This is a genomic window from Thermosyntropha lipolytica DSM 11003, from assembly GCF_900129805.1.
Lineage (GTDB): Bacteria > Bacillota > Syntrophomonadia > Syntrophomonadales > Syntrophomonadaceae > Thermosyntropha > Thermosyntropha lipolytica.
The window spans coordinates 1-15,225 of the sequence record NZ_FQWY01000044.1; the positions used below are offsets into that span (position 1 = coordinate 1).

Consider the following 15,225-nt stretch of genomic DNA (forward strand, 5'->3'; position numbering starts at 1 on the left):
ACACAGTTTTTAGCCTACCTATGAGGAATTGAAACCCGCAAACCGGAATGTCTTCTCTGTAAGTTCAATGTGTTTTTAGCCTACCTATGAGGAATTGAAACCCAAATCCTGCATGAAACCATAAATCAAGGATACAAGTTTTTAGCCTACCTATGAAGAATTGAAACTGAGAAAGAAATATCAGGAAAATATGTAAGAAGTAATAAGGCGTTTAATTTACATGCGAGAACTAGAAGGGTATTTTGTGTTGTGTTTTAAGTTTTGAAGGAAGGATTTTAAAGATTAGAAGGAGAATGGAAGCTGTAAAGATTTGTTTTTGTATATTGAGGAAGGAAGGGGTTTGGTATGCGAAGAAGTAATGTTAATGTTGTTTTAGAAACTATAACTCCTTTATGGACAGGAAATGCGTGGCAGGAAAATAATGAAGTGCGTCCTTCTTCGTTAATGGGAAGTTTAAGATTTTGGTTTGAGGTTATATGTTTTCTTGCCTGGAAAGAGATTTTTTATGGGGAAAAAAAGAATACGATTAAAAATAAGGAGGAAAAGTTAAATGAATTCCTGCTTCAGCAGGGAGTAAAAACCGAAGATGTTTGTTGCTTTTTAAAGAAAAAACTTAAGTTTTCGATCCCTGAAATAATCTTTGGTGATACTGGGTGGAAAGGGCTTATTAGCCTAAAGAACATAAAATTCGAAGGAAGTTTAGATAACAGTTTAGGACTGCCTGAAAGATTTTGCTTTTTTAACAATGAAAAGGAAATTAAAACTGATAGAGATTGCCCTAGAAAAAGAAGTGGAGGTTGGGCGGTTTTCTTTTTTGGAAAACCTTATTTTTGGGGAAAATTAGAACTGGATTTTTGGGTAGTTGATGACATAATAGATGGGGTGTTTTATCCTTTGCTTAATTTTATGGATGACTACGGTTATTGGGGTGGGAAGTGGAATTTAGGTTATGGAAGATTAAAAATAGTCGGTGTTAAACGAGAAGGAAAAGAGATAGATATTAAAAATAAAGGAACATTTAATTTAAATTTTGGCAATTATAATTGCAATTTTGCAAATCTAATTACCTCTAAAAGCTTCACCTCGAATATTCCTCTTGAGCAAGAAATAAAAAATTTTTTAGCTCAAAAAAACATTGAAAATATAAAGGTTTTAAAGGGAATTCCCTTAAAAAGCCATGATCTTAAAGATATTCTCATGGAACTAGTACAACTTAAGCAATTAGAAGGTAGAAGAAAATTTGATCGAAGCCAAAATGAAAAGCACAAAATTTACGGCAAGGTTATTTACTCTGAAAGTGAAGGATCTAAAATTTTACCATATATAGTGCGAAATGGGGGTAAATACGATACGGGATATTTATCCCTAACAGCTCTGGTTAGGTGAGGAGGTTAAAGAAGTGAGATTTGAAGCGTTGCAGCAAATAAAAGTCAAGAAGGTAAGAAATTTAAGTGATTATGTTTCATATTGTAAGTTTTATTATCATCCTGGGAAATTTTTGCAAATAAATGAGTATTTAAATTCAGATAATAAAAAATATTTACTGGAAGATTTTCCCTTTATTGCTGCTAAAAAATTAGATGATAGGTTTAAAAGGAAATATAAAAATTTTCAGACGATGAGAGACTTCCCTTTTAACTGGCTGAAAAACGAGATTTTTCGAAGTTATTCTGAAAACTCTTGTAAATACCTGGATTTTAATAATGATAAACAATTTAAACTAGCTAAAAATTTTGCCGGTATTTTATCAAGGGAAGAGCTGGAGCGGTATGTAGACAACCTTTTACCTTATTCTTTTGTGATATGGGGAGTTTTTACTTTGAAAGGGCCATATTTTTCGAAAGATGATGATGAGTTTTATTTAATACACAATCCCGTTTTAAAAGATAAAGCTTTTAAAGTACCTATGATAAGAGGGAGTAGTTGGAAGGGAACGCTGGGCAATGCTTTTAAAGACCTGCTAAATGAGTGCCAGGATATTAATAGGAAAAGAAGTTTGGTTAATAGTTATCTTCGTATATTTGGAGCAGGTTCAGAAAATATAAAAGTGATAGAGGATTATTTGCAGGGTAGCAGTTCAAATTTGGAAGAATTCAAGGATAAGGTTTTAGAGTTTGTTTTATTTGAACTGGGTATGAAGGTTGATAAGGAGTTTATAAGTGAGGTCAAAAATGAGAAATCATGGGAAGGGCTACAAAAAATTCTAGAACAAAAAATTTCCGCCAAAATAATAAAGGAAAGAGAAAGCTTACCCTGGGAATTTCAGACACATAGGGGTAGAACTATTTTTTATCCAACCTATTTTGATAGGATATCTCTGGAAGTAATTAATCCCCATGATAGGAGAAGAAGGGCAGGCAAAAAACCTATCTTTTATGAAGTAGTCCCTGCCTGTGGTACCCAGGGTATTTGTCAGATAGTTTATGTTCCTTTTGATGGAATGTGGGAGGATGAAACTTTATTGCATGAAATCAAAGATGATTTAGAAAATTTACTGGAGGCTTTAGAAAAAGTGGCTGAAAATGGAGTAGGGGCTAAAACCAAATTAGGATGGGGAAGTTTTGAATGGAAAGAAAAATTTTATGCAGTTAAAGGAAAAAGCGAATTGAATTTAGGAAATTATAGAGGGTGGGATTTATGTCAGGAATGAATCTTTCTCTGCTGGTTAAATACAAAGACGAGATATTAAAAGCTGAAATAGCTGCTTTGCTTTTTAATTTGGGGAAAACGCATGTAGGATTTTGGCGCCAAAAGGATGGAAGTAATTTTTGGGAAAGTCATATTAAAATATTTGAAGATGAATACAAAAATGAGTTTAAAAAACGGTTTGGATATGAGGTTTATAATGAGTATAAAAATTACTACCAAAAAGATTCTGCTTCTAAAACACCTCTGGAAATTGAGCTTGAAAGCATTGATTGTAAGCTGAAGGATTTTTTTATAAATCAAAAAGTTCAAGTTCCCGCTGACTGGGGGGTAGGGGGTCTTTACTTTTTAGACATAATGAAAGGAAAGGCTTCTAATGCCGCTTTTGTAGAAGAAGTTTTTTTCAAAGGCTGTGAAAATATAAATTCGGGTATAGATAAAGGGAATCCGGTAGAACAAATGAAACACAGCCTCTGGATAGCTAATTCTTTTGGCATTTTCAAGAGAAGTTTGGAGTTAAAGGACTTAGATGAAGGACGCATAAGTTTTTTAAGGAAGCTACACAATTTTTTATGTGCTTGTGATCAATATGATCATACTTATTGGCCAAAAATTCGAGAATTTGTATTAGAAGAGATTAAATCCTGGTATTCCAGGATTTTAAGTGATTCACGCTTTCCGATAAATGATGTTTCTCTTTGGGATCAGGCTTATATGACGGCAACGATGTTTAAGGCAGTGCTGGCAGATTTAGTTTTGATGTCAGAAGATAATAGTAAAACAGAAAATCAAAAAGTCACAGAATATATGAATAAACCGCGAAATATAAGGTGGCGCATTTTAGGCATTCAGTATGATAAGCTGGGATTGGCAGAAAAGGGATATAAACCTCAACAAATCCAGTGGTATCGGGATACAGCCAGGGAAATTGATGAGGAGATAAAAAAGCTTTTAGAGTATAAGTATCCGATAGGCAATGAGGTTTATCGTGATGAAACCGGCATATATTTTCTGGTAGGTGAAGACCTGGGGGAAGATATGGCTGATAATATGGCCATATTAGTTGATGATTTGCACGAAATAAAGAAAGAAATATTAGATATTTTTTGCGAAAGATCAGAGGATGAATTTTATCCTGCAATCTTTTTGACTAAGGCTTCCCGCGGGCTTATGAATTTAGGCTATCTTTTACAAAAAGCCAGAGAAAATTACTTGAAAGCTGACTGGGGCAGGAAAAAAAGCGATATATGTTTGTTAAAGAATTCAAATAATAAAGCAATTGGTATATGCCAGATTTGTGGGCAGAGAACAGTTTTTGTTTCTGAACGGCAAGAGTTTGGAGCCAATATATGCCGTATTTGCTGGGAAAATAAAACGCAGGGAAGGCTTGAAAAATGGTGGGAGAATAAGGATGGAGAGACTATATGGGTTTCAGAACTTAAAGATAAGAATGGCAGAATAGCTCTGATAAGTTTGAAGTTTGAACTTGGAGACTGGCTGAGTGGGGATATGCTTAATAGCCTGGTATTAAATAGAAAAGAATATAATGATAACTTTTGGGATGTAAAAAAATTTATTTTACTTTTTTTAGCTTCGCATAATTGGGATAAGTATGAAAATGAAATCGCCAAAAAAATTGAAGAGATTGAAAACAAAAAACAAGACATTTCAACTCCCAATAATAAAAAAGAGGAGCTTGGCAAACAAATAAAAAATTACAAGAAGATGAGAAAAGTTATTAAAACAATTAAAGAGTTACGAGAAAACTCTTGGTGGGAAAAATCTTTAAATTGTACACAAATTTGCTCAAATTATCAAAATAAATTTAAAGATGTATGTAAAGAAATAAAAAAAGATTATGAATCAATTAAAACTGAAATCCAATATGATATCCCTTTACTGGAAAATCTGAGGTTTTTTCCTGAAGAGTTAGCCGAAGATGCTTATATAGGTTGTGAAAGAAACGGCGAATCTTTTAATGATTTTATAAGACAGATATTTTTTGGTTCGATAACAGGAACTGTATGGGAAAAATTAGTGAGAGAAAATCTAAATTCTAAGGTAAATTGGGATACAGAAGTTATTGAATGGGAGTCTCTTAATGATGAAAATGTAGATTTTCTATCTATACTGATTCTCCAATTTCTTCTCCGCAAGAATCCTTCACCAGCTCGTTTGCGGAGAATATGGGAAACAACAAAGGAATTTTTTGAAGAAATAGAAAGGAATCTGGTTGACTATGCAGGTATTCCTGAGGAAAGGAAAAAAAGATATTACTGGAAAGGGAAAAGGAATATTCCTGATGGGGAATACGCAGATGGGGAAGATCTCTTCTGGGTTAGAAATGGTGAAGTTTATTCTATATCGAGTCCCAGCAAGCCCTGGCCTGAAGGAAAAAAATTTAAGCTGAGACGGTTGGATAGCCCTGATAAGCCAGAAGAAACTTATGAACTGGAAGTTAAAGATGCCAAGTATGATTTTTACAAGCCTTATCTTTCTATTATAGACCCTACTCCAGTCAGCTGGCAGTTTGTTATACCTGCTGAGTATACTCCAACTTTGATAGATAGGGCAATAAAAAAGTACCAGGAAGACTTTGGTTTGGTTTACGGAAAGCTCCCTTTACATATAGGAGTGGTGGTTCAAGAATATCAAAAGCCGCTTTATGTCGGGATAAAGGCTTTGCGGAGAATCAGAAGGGATGTGGATAAACCCCGAAATTTGGTGGTAAAGAAAGAGGCAGCTGCTATAAAAAAGGTTATGGCTTTTCAGGGTTGTCGGAAATGGATAAATGAAAGTGCTGATTATTACTCGCTTTACTGGGGGGAACATAATAAAGGCTACAGGTTTTATGTGTTTCCTGACGATCCTCCTAGATGGATTGCCAGTATTAGAGATCTGAAAGACAGAGAAAAAATTGAGATTGTACCCAATACTTTTGATTTTGAGTTCCTGGATACTAATACTCGCAGGAATGATATTTATTACAATGATAAAGGCAAAAGGAGTTTAGACAGCAAAAAACAAAGACCTTATGAATGGGAAAAATGGGAAAAGTTTCAAAAATTTGCAGAACTGTTCGAGCAAGGGGATGAAAAAAAATCCGGAACAGGTAGAAAAAGCAAACTGCAAAGATTAATCACGGTTCTTTACGAAAGATTAGAAGTTAAAAGAGATGGGGACATGGAAGAAGAGGATAAAGCTTTATTAGCTGCGGATTTTATAAATATTTTAGAACTAAAAAAAGACAGGGAACTGGCACATGGGATAGGTTGGTTATTGGGAATATCTGATGGGCAAGAAGAGTTGTACGATAAAATTTGTCAAGAAATGGATTGGACTTTTGTGCAGTTTTTTATTGATGCTTATGAGTTCTGGCATACAGCATTAAGGAGGTTATAAGTATATGATGAAAAGTAATCTGGTTCATGAGTTAAGTTTATATGGAATGGCTAGTGACCCTATTTATGTAGGTACAGGTGGGTACACGATAGGGCGGGTAGATAATACTATTGTGAGAGATCCTATAACTAAAACTCCTAAAATTCCCGGGTCTACTTTAGCAGGTGTATGGAGATATTATACGGTTTTAAAGATATTGGCAGAGATAAAAAAAGAGCAGCCAACAATTGAGGATTTGAAAAAATTAGAAGGGAAAACATTATCCGAAAAAATAGCTAAATTTGCTGAAGAAAAAGAGTGTTTCAGGACTAGTGGAGAAAATTGCAGGGAAAATAGCTGGAAATATTTTGTGGGCAATATACTGACTAGTGTTAACTGTGCCGGACAGGATGAGGCTCCTTATATGAATACCGATGAGATTCTAGTAGATGGCAAAAATGAGGGTGGAAGTAAGCGTGGACACTGCGGACATTGTATAGTATGTAAGGGCTTCGGTTTTTCTAAAAAAGATTTGAGCTGGCAGGGAATGATTTTTTTCAGTGATTTAACTATTTTGTTTTTCCCGGTATTTACGCGCTGGGGAACCAGATGGATAACTACGGGGGAAATTTTACAGGATGCAGGGTTTTTAGCCAGTAAGAACAGCCCTCCTGCTACTAGTTGTTTCGTGCTGGGTAAATGGGAAAACCAGAGTAAAAGTGGAGCCATAAATTTGGGCTGGCTTTATTTACCTTTTACCTGCAAGGAAGAGATTGAAGAAGAATTAAATCAAAATCTAAAAAAGGTTAGTGGGCTACCATTTACTGCGGAAGAGATTGTTATTGTCCCGGAAGGGTTATTTTCTCAGATTGTAAATTCTAATTTAGAGGTAAGAACTTCGGTTTCGATAAATCCGATAACAGGTGCTGCTAAAGAAGGGGCTCTTTTTACTTCAGAAGCCGTCCCTAGAGGAACAGTTTTCCGGGGAAATATAAGGATTTTTGATAAACAGTGTTTTGCTGGTTTACAGGAGAAAATTGCTCCTTTACCTTCGTATGGTGATTTAGAAAAGGCATTGAAGGAGGCGGGAGAATTTTTCAATATTTTAGGAATAGGTGGTATGACAACAAGAGGTTTTGGTCGGTTAAAAATTGCATTCGGATAGGTGAAGAAGTGCTTACCGGAAAAAATAAGGGTGGGAAAAGCTGATTGGTTCTAGGAATGGAATGTAAGGAGGCTTAGGAGAATGGCTAACAACAGCTTGGATGCCGGGTTTCGCGGGGATATTGAGGCTGTGGTAAATAAAACAGCGTTTAATATAGTCAAGGACAATATACTTGATAGCAATAGAATAAATAAACTGTTAGGAGTTTTGGCAAATGACGGAGTTTATGCTATGTGGGTATATGCCAAAGGAGAAAAACAAATAGATGAGGGAAAATTGATGGAAGGTTTGCATGAGGTTTTGCAAATAGTAGATCCGGGATGCAACACAGATTATGAAAGATTTTTCCATGAAGTTTCAAAAAATATAAACAATTTGCTTTTTTTGCGAGAACTGCTGGAAAAAGTGCTGATTTATGCGCGCTATCATGCGAAGGCAAAATAAGAAAAGCAACCACGAAAAGCTAATTAAAGCGAGGGAACAGGATGTGAAGTGGAAAAAACTTATTTTTAAACAAAAACAGCCTTTACATATAGGTGCTTTAAAGTGGGGAGTTATAAATGAGACAGGAATATTTATTCCCGGCTGGACGATGTGGGGGGCGTTAACCAACTTGTATTTAAGGAAAAAATTTTTTAATAACCTGGAGCAATTAGAGGATTTGTTTGCCAGTATTACAAATTTCTATCCCCTTATTAAAACTGCCAGTGGTGATAGTATCTGTCTTTATCCTGCTTATAAAGATGGAAAGTTTGGTTTTATAGAAGAAAATGATAAAAATAAATTTTATGATGAAGATAAATTTAGATTTGATTTTGTAGATACTTTGGTGTCTACAGCAATCGTGCCTGTGAACAGAGGAGCTAAGGATGAAAGTTTGCATGAAATAGAATTTATACTGCCTAAGGAGAAGAGTGGAGATAAATTTTTATACTGGTTAGGGTTAATAGGGATACGAGATGAAGATATCGAAGAAGTTGATGATTTTTTAAAAAAGGGGCTTTGTGTTTATGCTGGTGGAGAGATTAAATATGGTTGGGGTGAGTTAGAATTATTAGAAGTAGATGATGTGGATGATAAAGAACTTATAAAATGGCAATTGAATAGTGAAGGATTTTTAGATATATCAAAGGCTGATATGCCTTTAAGAAATTTCTTAGAAATTACCGAATTTAAGGGTAGTTTTAATTGGGCAGGAGAGATAAAATTATTGGTTGAATTTGATTTTACGAAAAATATCCCGGAAGTAAAAGAAGCAGGCTATTTTGTTAATGTAGGCAGTGTAGTAAATCTTAGCGATAAATTAGAGGATTACAGATTAAATAAAGGAAAATTCTGTGAAAAACATATTTAAAATACGAAAGGAGCCCTTTCCACTTAACCATGCAAGACACCAGATTAATTTATTTCCCCGATCTATTACATAAAATACACGATTTTCTCCAGGCCAGAAATATTCCCGCCTGGCTGGTAGGGGGGACGGTAAGGGACAGGCTGCTTGGTAAAGTCTCTTCGGATATTGATTTGGTGATAAGAGCCGGTGAAGGGATGATTGATGAACTGGCCTCTTTTTTAGAAGGGGTTAAGGTGGATTTTGCTAAAGGGGAAATGGTGCGCCTGGTAGTGGGCAAAGGGGAAAATAAGTTTAATGTAGATGTTGAGTTTTTAAAGGAAGAGGATATTCGGGATAATCTCGGGCGAAGGGATTTTACGATCAACTCCATGGCCTGGGCTCTGGATGATAGGAAGGAAGAGGATAAGGTTTTAGATCCCGCCGGCGGCAGGGAAGATTTGGAGAGAAGTATTATAAGAGCGGTAAAAAAGGAAGTTTTTTTCAGAGATCCCGTCCGCATTCTGCGGGCTTTTCGTTTGGCTGCAAATTTAGGTTTTGTTATAGAAGAAAAGACTAAAAGGTGGCTTAAGGAAAGTACTGCTGAGGTCAATTGGGAAAAGGTTCCCGGGGAGAGGATATGGAAGGAACTGGGAGAGATACTGGGTTTTCCGGATTCCGCAAGCACCTTGAAGGATATGGAGGAGGCCGGGGTTTTAAGCAGTTTGCTGAAGGTGTCCCGTTATGAGCTGGATTTCGAGCTGCTTACAGCTTTGGAAAGGCTTATTCAGGATGAAGTGATAGGAGGGCTTCTTGCGAAAGCGGTAAGGAAAAGGGATATGGTTGCTGCTTTTAAACTGGGGGTTATTTTATCCCGGGTTAGAGATAGGGATGCAGCGGAAAGGGTATGCAATTTTTTGCGGATGTCAGGCCGGGAAAAGGATCTGGTTTTAAGTGTAAGCAGATTTGATATAGATATTTGGCCGCAGGGCAGTATGGGCGCAGTGGATAAAAGGCGTTTTGTTTATGAGAATAAGGAATATGCTCCCCTGCTATTTTTGTTTGCTTCAGCCAGCCTGATAGTCAGAAAAGAGGTTGATTTTAAGTATTGCAAAAGTTATATAGCTGATTTTTTAAGGTTTTATGTAGAAGAAGGAAGTTTCTGGTTTAAGCTTCCTCGTTATATAGATGGTAAAGAGGTAATGGCAATCCTTGATTTAAAACCTTCTCCCAGGGTAGGAAAAGTTTTGCAAAGGGTGGCGGAGGCGGAGATCGAGGGCAGGATAACAAGTAGAGAAGAGGCTAGGCGTTTTGTGGAGAGGATGAAATATGCGGGGGATGAATTACGGGATTAATTGTGGCAGGATTTTGAATTGTCAATTAAGTTCTGTATTTGTTATGGTAAATGATTTAAAATTATAACAGGGATTGGGAAAATGATGCCGGGGGGATTTTATGCAGGTTTTTGGCAATGGGGTTTTTATAAGCTGTGATGAGGAAGATAATGTCTATAGCTATATGGTGGTGGATCGCGGAGAGATAGTTTTTTTAGGGGATAGGCTTCCGGAGAAGTACAAAGGAGTTAAGGATTATGTTGATCTGGAAGGTAAAGCGGTAATACCTTTAATGGCAGATACTCATGTGCATTTTGGGAGTTTTGCGCTTTTTAATTTTGGGCTTGATGTTAGATATGCTCAAGATTTTGATGAAATGCGGCAGATTATTGAAGAGTATGAGAAGAGGCAAAAAGGCAAAAGTAATTTTTTGATGGGATTTGGCGTATCTGCTCATACGGTTAAAGAAAAAAAGCTTCCCTGCCGGGATGACCTGGATAAGATGACCAGGTTGCCCCTGCTGATAGTAAAGTATGATGGACATGCTGCTGTTGCCAATTCAGCACTTGTTAAAAAGTTTCCGGAAGAGGTAAAAAAGGCAGAAGGATTTGAAGAAGATACCGGCTGGCTTTATATGGATGCGTTTTATAAAGGGGTTAATTTTGTTTCCTCATTTATAAAGCCTTTTTCCCTTATCGGTAAGATGATACAGGCGGCTGATTATATGGCTAAGGAAGGCATTGGATTAATCCATGCGGTAGAGGGGAATGGATTTAAAAATGATGCCGATTTTGATGCGGTGAATTTTATAACCCGCGCTTTTCCCCAGTATTTCCGGCTTTATTTGCAGACTATGGATGTAAATAAGGCCAGAAAGCGCAGGCTTAGTCGGATAGGAGGATGTTTTGCCACTGCTCTTGATGGTTGTTTGGGGTCGGAAGATGCAGCTTTACTCAGTCCTTACAGTAATAATCCTGCTAATTATGGTAAACTGTTTTATTCCCAGGAAGAAGTTAATGCTTTTGTACAAAAGGCTCATCGGGCGCATTTGCAAATCGCTTTACATGCCATCGGCGATGCGGCTATTGAACAAGCTTTAAATGCTTTTGAAGCTGCAATTAAAGATTATCCTCGTTTTGATCATCGGCATATTATAATCCATGCTGACCTTATAAATAAAGACCAGATAGTAAGGGCAGCAGAACTAAAAATACATCTGGCTGTACAGCCAGCTTTTCTGCACTGGCGGGAAGAACCGGCTTCTTACCTGGAATATATTTTAGGGGATAGGGCCAAAAAAATGCTGCCTTTTCGTGATATGTTTAAAGCAGGCCTGGTTTTGGGAGGCGGTTCTGATGCTCCCTGTACTTTGCCGCATCCGCTGGAAGGAATTGGGGCAGCCTGCAACCACCCTGACCCTGAGCAGAGGCTGAATGTAAGAGAAGCGCTGAAAATGTATACTTCCTGGGCGGCGCGTTTATCTTTTGATGAAGATATTACAGGGACTTTAAAAGCAGGCAGAAGAGCTGATTTTGCTGTTCTGGATCGCAATATTTTAGGCACTGCTCCCGAAGAAATCAAAGATATAAAGGTTTGGCAGACTTATTTTCAGGGCAATCACTATAAGGGTTTGCCTTTTGGTCCCGGGAAGGCAGTAATCAGGGCGTTGTTACGGAGGAATGATAAATGCCGCTCAGATTAGTAAAGGGCATAGTTTTTTTGCTTTTACTGTTATTAGTTTTAGGAATAGTATCTTTAGTTAAAGGGCAGGATTTATGGAAAAATAATAACACGGCAACTGTAAACCGGGAGCTAGAAAGTGTAAAAGATGATGATCTGCTTAACAGTTTATGGGGGGAAGGATACGCTGCTTCCCAGGAAATCACAGTAAAAAAACTGGCTGAGGCGATGCTGGCGGAACACCTCAAAAGAAACAAGAAGTTAACCTATGAAAATTATGAGTATTACCGAAGTTATATAAATGATACTTCTGATCGTATTATGCTGAAAGCCTTCAGCGAAGGGCTTATACCCTTGGTTTTTTGAAAAAATGTAAATAGCATGCTGAAGCAGATAAATTTAGACAGATCAAACCGGTAAATAGACAGACTAGCAAATACATCACTTATAGAATAAACTCCTCCAGGCGCGTGATAAACTTCTGTGCCTGTTGGCCGAAAATACCTGGAAAATTAGAAGCGGTGGAAAAAAGCAGATGAAGAAATTTTGCTAGAAGGTAGAGGGAAAATACTCCCTGAGAACTGAGAAAAGTGATACTATAATAACCTTAGAGGAAAAGTGGAGAAGAGGAGTTAGGGAGGAAGGAAATATGGCAAAAAGAAAGATGATTAATTTAGCATTACAGGGAGGAGGTGCTCATGGCGCTTTCACCTGGGGAGTTCTAGACCGTTTACTTGAGGATGAGAGAATTACCATTGAAGGTATATGCGGAACTAGTGCCGGTGCCATGAACGCTGTGGTAGTAGCAGATGGGCTTGACCGCGGAGGTGAAGCAGGAGCTAGAGAAGCATTATATAAATTTTGGTATAAAGTTAGTATGATAGGTATGTTTTCTCCTTTTCAAAGGACTTGGCTGGATAGGATTCTAGGACGTTGGACTTTGGATTACTCCCCGGGCTATATTTTTTTTGATTTACTCTCACGATTAGTATCACCATACTGGCTTAATCCTTTAAATATTAATCCTTTGCGCAATCTTATCAATAATCTTGTGGACTTTGAGCATGTTCGTAATGCTTCGGGCATAAAGCTTTTTGTTGCGACAACTAACGTTAGAACTGGTAAACTAAAGATTTTCCGCCGTGAAGAAATGACTGCTGACATGGTTTTGGCATCCGCTTGTCTGCCTTTTATATATCAAGCGGTAGAAATTGATGGTGAAGCCTATTGGGATGGGGGATATATGGGTAATCCCAGTCTATACCCATTAATTGAAGGTTGTAGTAGCAAAGACATTTTGATTGTGCAAATTAACCCTATATTTAGAGAAGAAATACCTAAAAGTTCTGCAGAAATATTAAACAGAGTCAATGAAATAACCTTTAATGCCAGTCTTATTAAAGAAATAAGAGCTATTGCATTACTAAAAAAGCTCATTGAAGAATTAAACATAGAAAGTGAGGATTTTAAAAGCGCTTTAGCAAACTGCATGAATTCTAATTTGGAGATAAAAAACTTAAGTGATGTTTTGTTGCATCGCATAAGTGCTGATGAAGAACTAAAAAATTTAAGAGTATCTAGTAAGCTAAATACAGAATGGGCATTTCTTAAGTATTTACATGATGTAGGATATCGTACTACCTCAATATGGCTAGAAAATAATTTTGATGCGATTGGCAACTATTCAACTTTAGATATAGAATCTATTTATTTACAAAGCTAAGGGGGGCAGATAAGATGACAGGAATAATGGGAATAGTAATAGCATTAGTTTTGCTTATGTATCTTGCCTACCGAGGAATAAGTGTATTAATACTTGCCCCTTTAATGGCATTGTTAGCAGTTTTACTTTCTGGTGATGCCCCAATATTAGCAACCTATACTCAAGTCTTTATGAAGGCTACCGGTAATTTTATCATACTTTATTTTCCGCTTTTTTTATTGGGGGCTATTTTTGGTAAACTAATGGATGACAGTGGTTCGGCTAAAGCTATTGCCAATTGGATAATCGATAAATTTGGAGCCGAAAGGTCTATTTTGGCGGTAGTGATATCTTGTGCGCTATTGACTTATGGTGGTGTGTCATTATTCGTTGTTGCTTTTGCTGTATATCCTATTGCTGCAGCCCTTTTTAGAGATAATGCTATACCTAAAAGATTAATTCCTGGGACTATTGCGTTAGGTGCATTTACCTTTACTATGACTGCTCTTCCTGGTACACCAGCAATACAAAATGCTATTCCTATGCCGTTTTTTGGTACAACCCCTTTTGCTGCCCCTTTTTTGGGAATTATATCAGCTATAGTGATGTTTTCACTCGGTATGCTTTGGCTTAATTATCAATATCGTAAAGCTAAGCGCCGTGGGGAAGGTTATGGAAATCACGAGGATAATGAACCTAGTGTGGATAATAAAATTCGCCATTGTGCTGAGGGGGAAGGTTTTGATGTTCAAGAGCTGAAAGAAAAATGTAGCCCTGTTGACTTACCCGCATTTTATATAGCTACGTTGCCTATTGTTTTAGTCATAGCTTTAAATTATTTGTTTAGTACAATAATAATTCCTTCTATGGATACTAGTTATCTTGCTTTAGAACAATATGGGCAAACCGATGTGGGAGCAGTTAAAGGCATATGGTCAATAATTATGGCATTGTTTTTTTCCATAATTACCCTAATAACTCTTAATTGGAAAAGATTTAGCAAGCTAACTGAAAGCTTGGATTCCGGCGCTAATGCTTCTGTATTGCCTATTTTTAATACAGCTAGCTTGGTTGGTTTTGGTGCAGTTATAGCTTCTTTAACTGCGTTTGAGTTAATAAGAAGCGGAGTATTAGGGATAGGTGGCAACAACCCTTTAATTTCACTAGCATTATCAGTGAATATTTTAGCAGGAATTACTGGTTCTGCCTCTGGAGGTATGAGTATTGCCCTGCAAACTTTAGGGACTACTTATGTAGAAATGGCTAGAGATGCGGGAGTTTCTTTAGAGCTTATGCACCGAGTTACCTCAGTTGCTACAGGCGGACTTGACAGTTTGCCGCATAATGGAGCCGTAATTACACTTTTAGCTATTTGCAAATTAACTCATAAAGAGTCTTATAAAGATATTTTTGTTGTTGCTGTATTGGCCCCACTTGCTGCTTTAGTGGTATTAATTACTTTAGGTACACTATTTGGTTCATTTTAAAAATATGTATTATATAAAACAGTGCATAGTTGATATAGCTTTATTAGGGTGGGTTTTCATCAAAATGCTTTATAATTCTTTCATTTAATTCAGTCATAATTGCACTAACTATATTATGTGTAGAATAACATGGTTTAATGGAGCCGGTAAGGGATTCAAGATGGTTTTTATGGATAGGTGAGGATATGAGCAAGGAAAAAGCCGTAAAATTTATTACTCAAGTTTCGCACCCAGAAAGCCCTGCTCAAACAGCAATAAATCGGGGGTAACTGAGCAAAAAAATTGTTGTTGACAATAAAAAACGCCTTGTTCTGCGATGAGGTACAGGATATTGACTACCAGACCGCCATACGGTATCTTTTGCTTTTTATTGCCGAACTGCGCAAAAAAATTTCCCAGGATTTATACGCAGAAATTTTGTGTCAAGTTCGATATTGGATTGCTGGTCAACCAGCATACATTAGGGCTTTGATGCCTGTTTTAAACTGCGAAATTTGAGT

General features: G+C 36.9%; 12 protein-coding genes. All 12 read left to right on the forward strand.

The features are described from left to right. The first annotated feature begins 345 nt into the window (after positions 1-345). The 12 genes from cmr1 (at position 346) to BUB92_RS09750 (ending at position 15,223) form a co-directional block, all read left to right on the forward strand. Complete coding sequence (cmr1, locus tag BUB92_RS09695) at positions 346-1,386, forward strand: type III-B CRISPR module RAMP protein Cmr1 (RefSeq protein WP_073093290.1); 1,041 nt, start codon at positions 346-348, stop codon at positions 1,384-1,386. 13 nt (positions 1,387-1,399) lie between these two features. Next, a complete protein-coding gene (locus tag BUB92_RS09700) occupies positions 1,400-2,650 on the forward strand; it encodes an RAMP superfamily CRISPR-associated protein (RefSeq protein WP_073093292.1) in 1,251 nt (416 codons plus the stop codon). Further along, on the forward strand, positions 2,638-6,048 hold the full coding sequence (locus BUB92_RS09705; RefSeq protein ID WP_073093294.1) for a CRISPR-associated protein Csx11: 3,411 nt from the start codon (positions 2,638-2,640) through the stop codon (positions 6,046-6,048). The genes BUB92_RS09700 and BUB92_RS09705 overlap by 13 nt, the downstream gene beginning before the upstream one ends. A gap of 4 nt (positions 6,049-6,052) precedes the next feature. Continuing rightward, a complete protein-coding gene (locus BUB92_RS09710) occupies positions 6,053-7,192 on the forward strand; it encodes an RAMP superfamily CRISPR-associated protein (protein ID WP_073093296.1) in 1,140 nt (379 codons plus the stop codon). Positions 7,193-7,273: 81 nt separating this feature from the next. Continuing rightward, complete coding sequence (locus tag BUB92_RS09715) at positions 7,274-7,636, forward strand: hypothetical protein (protein ID WP_073093297.1); 363 nt, start codon at positions 7,274-7,276, stop codon at positions 7,634-7,636. A 43-nt stretch (positions 7,637-7,679) separates the two neighbouring features. Next, the gene (locus BUB92_RS09720; RefSeq protein ID WP_073093299.1) at positions 7,680-8,546 is read left to right on the forward strand and encodes a hypothetical protein; all 867 of its coding nucleotides are present in this window, start codon (positions 7,680-7,682) and stop codon (positions 8,544-8,546) included. 29 nt (positions 8,547-8,575) lie between these two features. Next, on the forward strand, positions 8,576-9,877 hold the full coding sequence (locus BUB92_RS09725; protein WP_073093301.1) for a tRNA nucleotidyltransferase/poly(A) polymerase-related protein: 1,302 nt from the start codon (positions 8,576-8,578) through the stop codon (positions 9,875-9,877). A gap of 100 nt (positions 9,878-9,977) precedes the next feature. Then, the gene (locus BUB92_RS09730; protein WP_073093303.1) at positions 9,978-11,558 is read left to right on the forward strand and encodes an amidohydrolase; all 1,581 of its coding nucleotides are present in this window, start codon (positions 9,978-9,980) and stop codon (positions 11,556-11,558) included. After that, entirely contained in the window at positions 11,543-11,902 is a 360-nt protein-coding gene (locus BUB92_RS09735; RefSeq protein WP_073093305.1) for a hypothetical protein, read from the forward strand. Before BUB92_RS09730 ends, BUB92_RS09735 begins: the two co-directional genes overlap by 16 nt. Positions 11,903-12,185: 283 nt before the next feature. After that, the gene (locus BUB92_RS09740) at positions 12,186-13,259 is read left to right on the forward strand and encodes a patatin-like phospholipase family protein (RefSeq protein ID WP_073093307.1); all 1,074 of its coding nucleotides are present in this window, start codon (positions 12,186-12,188) and stop codon (positions 13,257-13,259) included. Between the two features lie 14 nt (positions 13,260-13,273). Beyond that, a complete protein-coding gene (locus tag BUB92_RS09745; RefSeq protein WP_073093309.1) occupies positions 13,274-14,725 on the forward strand; it encodes a GntP family permease in 1,452 nt (483 codons plus the stop codon). A gap of 288 nt (positions 14,726-15,013) precedes the next feature. After that, positions 15,014-15,223: a hypothetical protein gene (locus BUB92_RS09750; protein ID WP_143156926.1), complete on the forward strand. Its 210-nt coding sequence runs from the start codon at positions 15,014-15,016 to the stop codon at positions 15,221-15,223. Positions 15,224-15,225: the final 2 nt, after the last annotated feature.

What these genes read in the sequence shown, in the direction of transcription:
- BUB92_RS09745 (WP_073093309.1), top strand. Translation starts at nt 13,274, where the DNA reads ATGACAGGAATAATGGGAATAGTAATAGCATTAGTTTTGCTTATGTAT.
- BUB92_RS09705 (WP_073093294.1), top strand. Translation starts at nt 2,638, where the DNA reads ATGTCAGGAATGAATCTTTCTCTGCTGGTTAAATACAAAGACGAGATA.
- BUB92_RS09725 (WP_073093301.1), top strand. Translation starts at nt 8,576, where the DNA reads ATGCAAGACACCAGATTAATTTATTTCCCCGATCTATTACATAAAATA.
- BUB92_RS09715 (WP_073093297.1), top strand. Translation starts at nt 7,274, where the DNA reads ATGGCTAACAACAGCTTGGATGCCGGGTTTCGCGGGGATATTGAGGCT.
- BUB92_RS09730 (WP_073093303.1), top strand. Translation starts at nt 9,978, where the DNA reads ATGCAGGTTTTTGGCAATGGGGTTTTTATAAGCTGTGATGAGGAAGAT.
- cmr1 (WP_073093290.1), top strand. Translation starts at nt 346, where the DNA reads ATGCGAAGAAGTAATGTTAATGTTGTTTTAGAAACTATAACTCCTTTA.
- BUB92_RS09740 (WP_073093307.1), top strand. Translation starts at nt 12,186, where the DNA reads ATGGCAAAAAGAAAGATGATTAATTTAGCATTACAGGGAGGAGGTGCT.
- BUB92_RS09735 (WP_073093305.1), top strand. Translation starts at nt 11,543, where the DNA reads ATGCCGCTCAGATTAGTAAAGGGCATAGTTTTTTTGCTTTTACTGTTA.
- BUB92_RS09710 (WP_073093296.1), top strand. Translation starts at nt 6,053, where the DNA reads ATGATGAAAAGTAATCTGGTTCATGAGTTAAGTTTATATGGAATGGCT.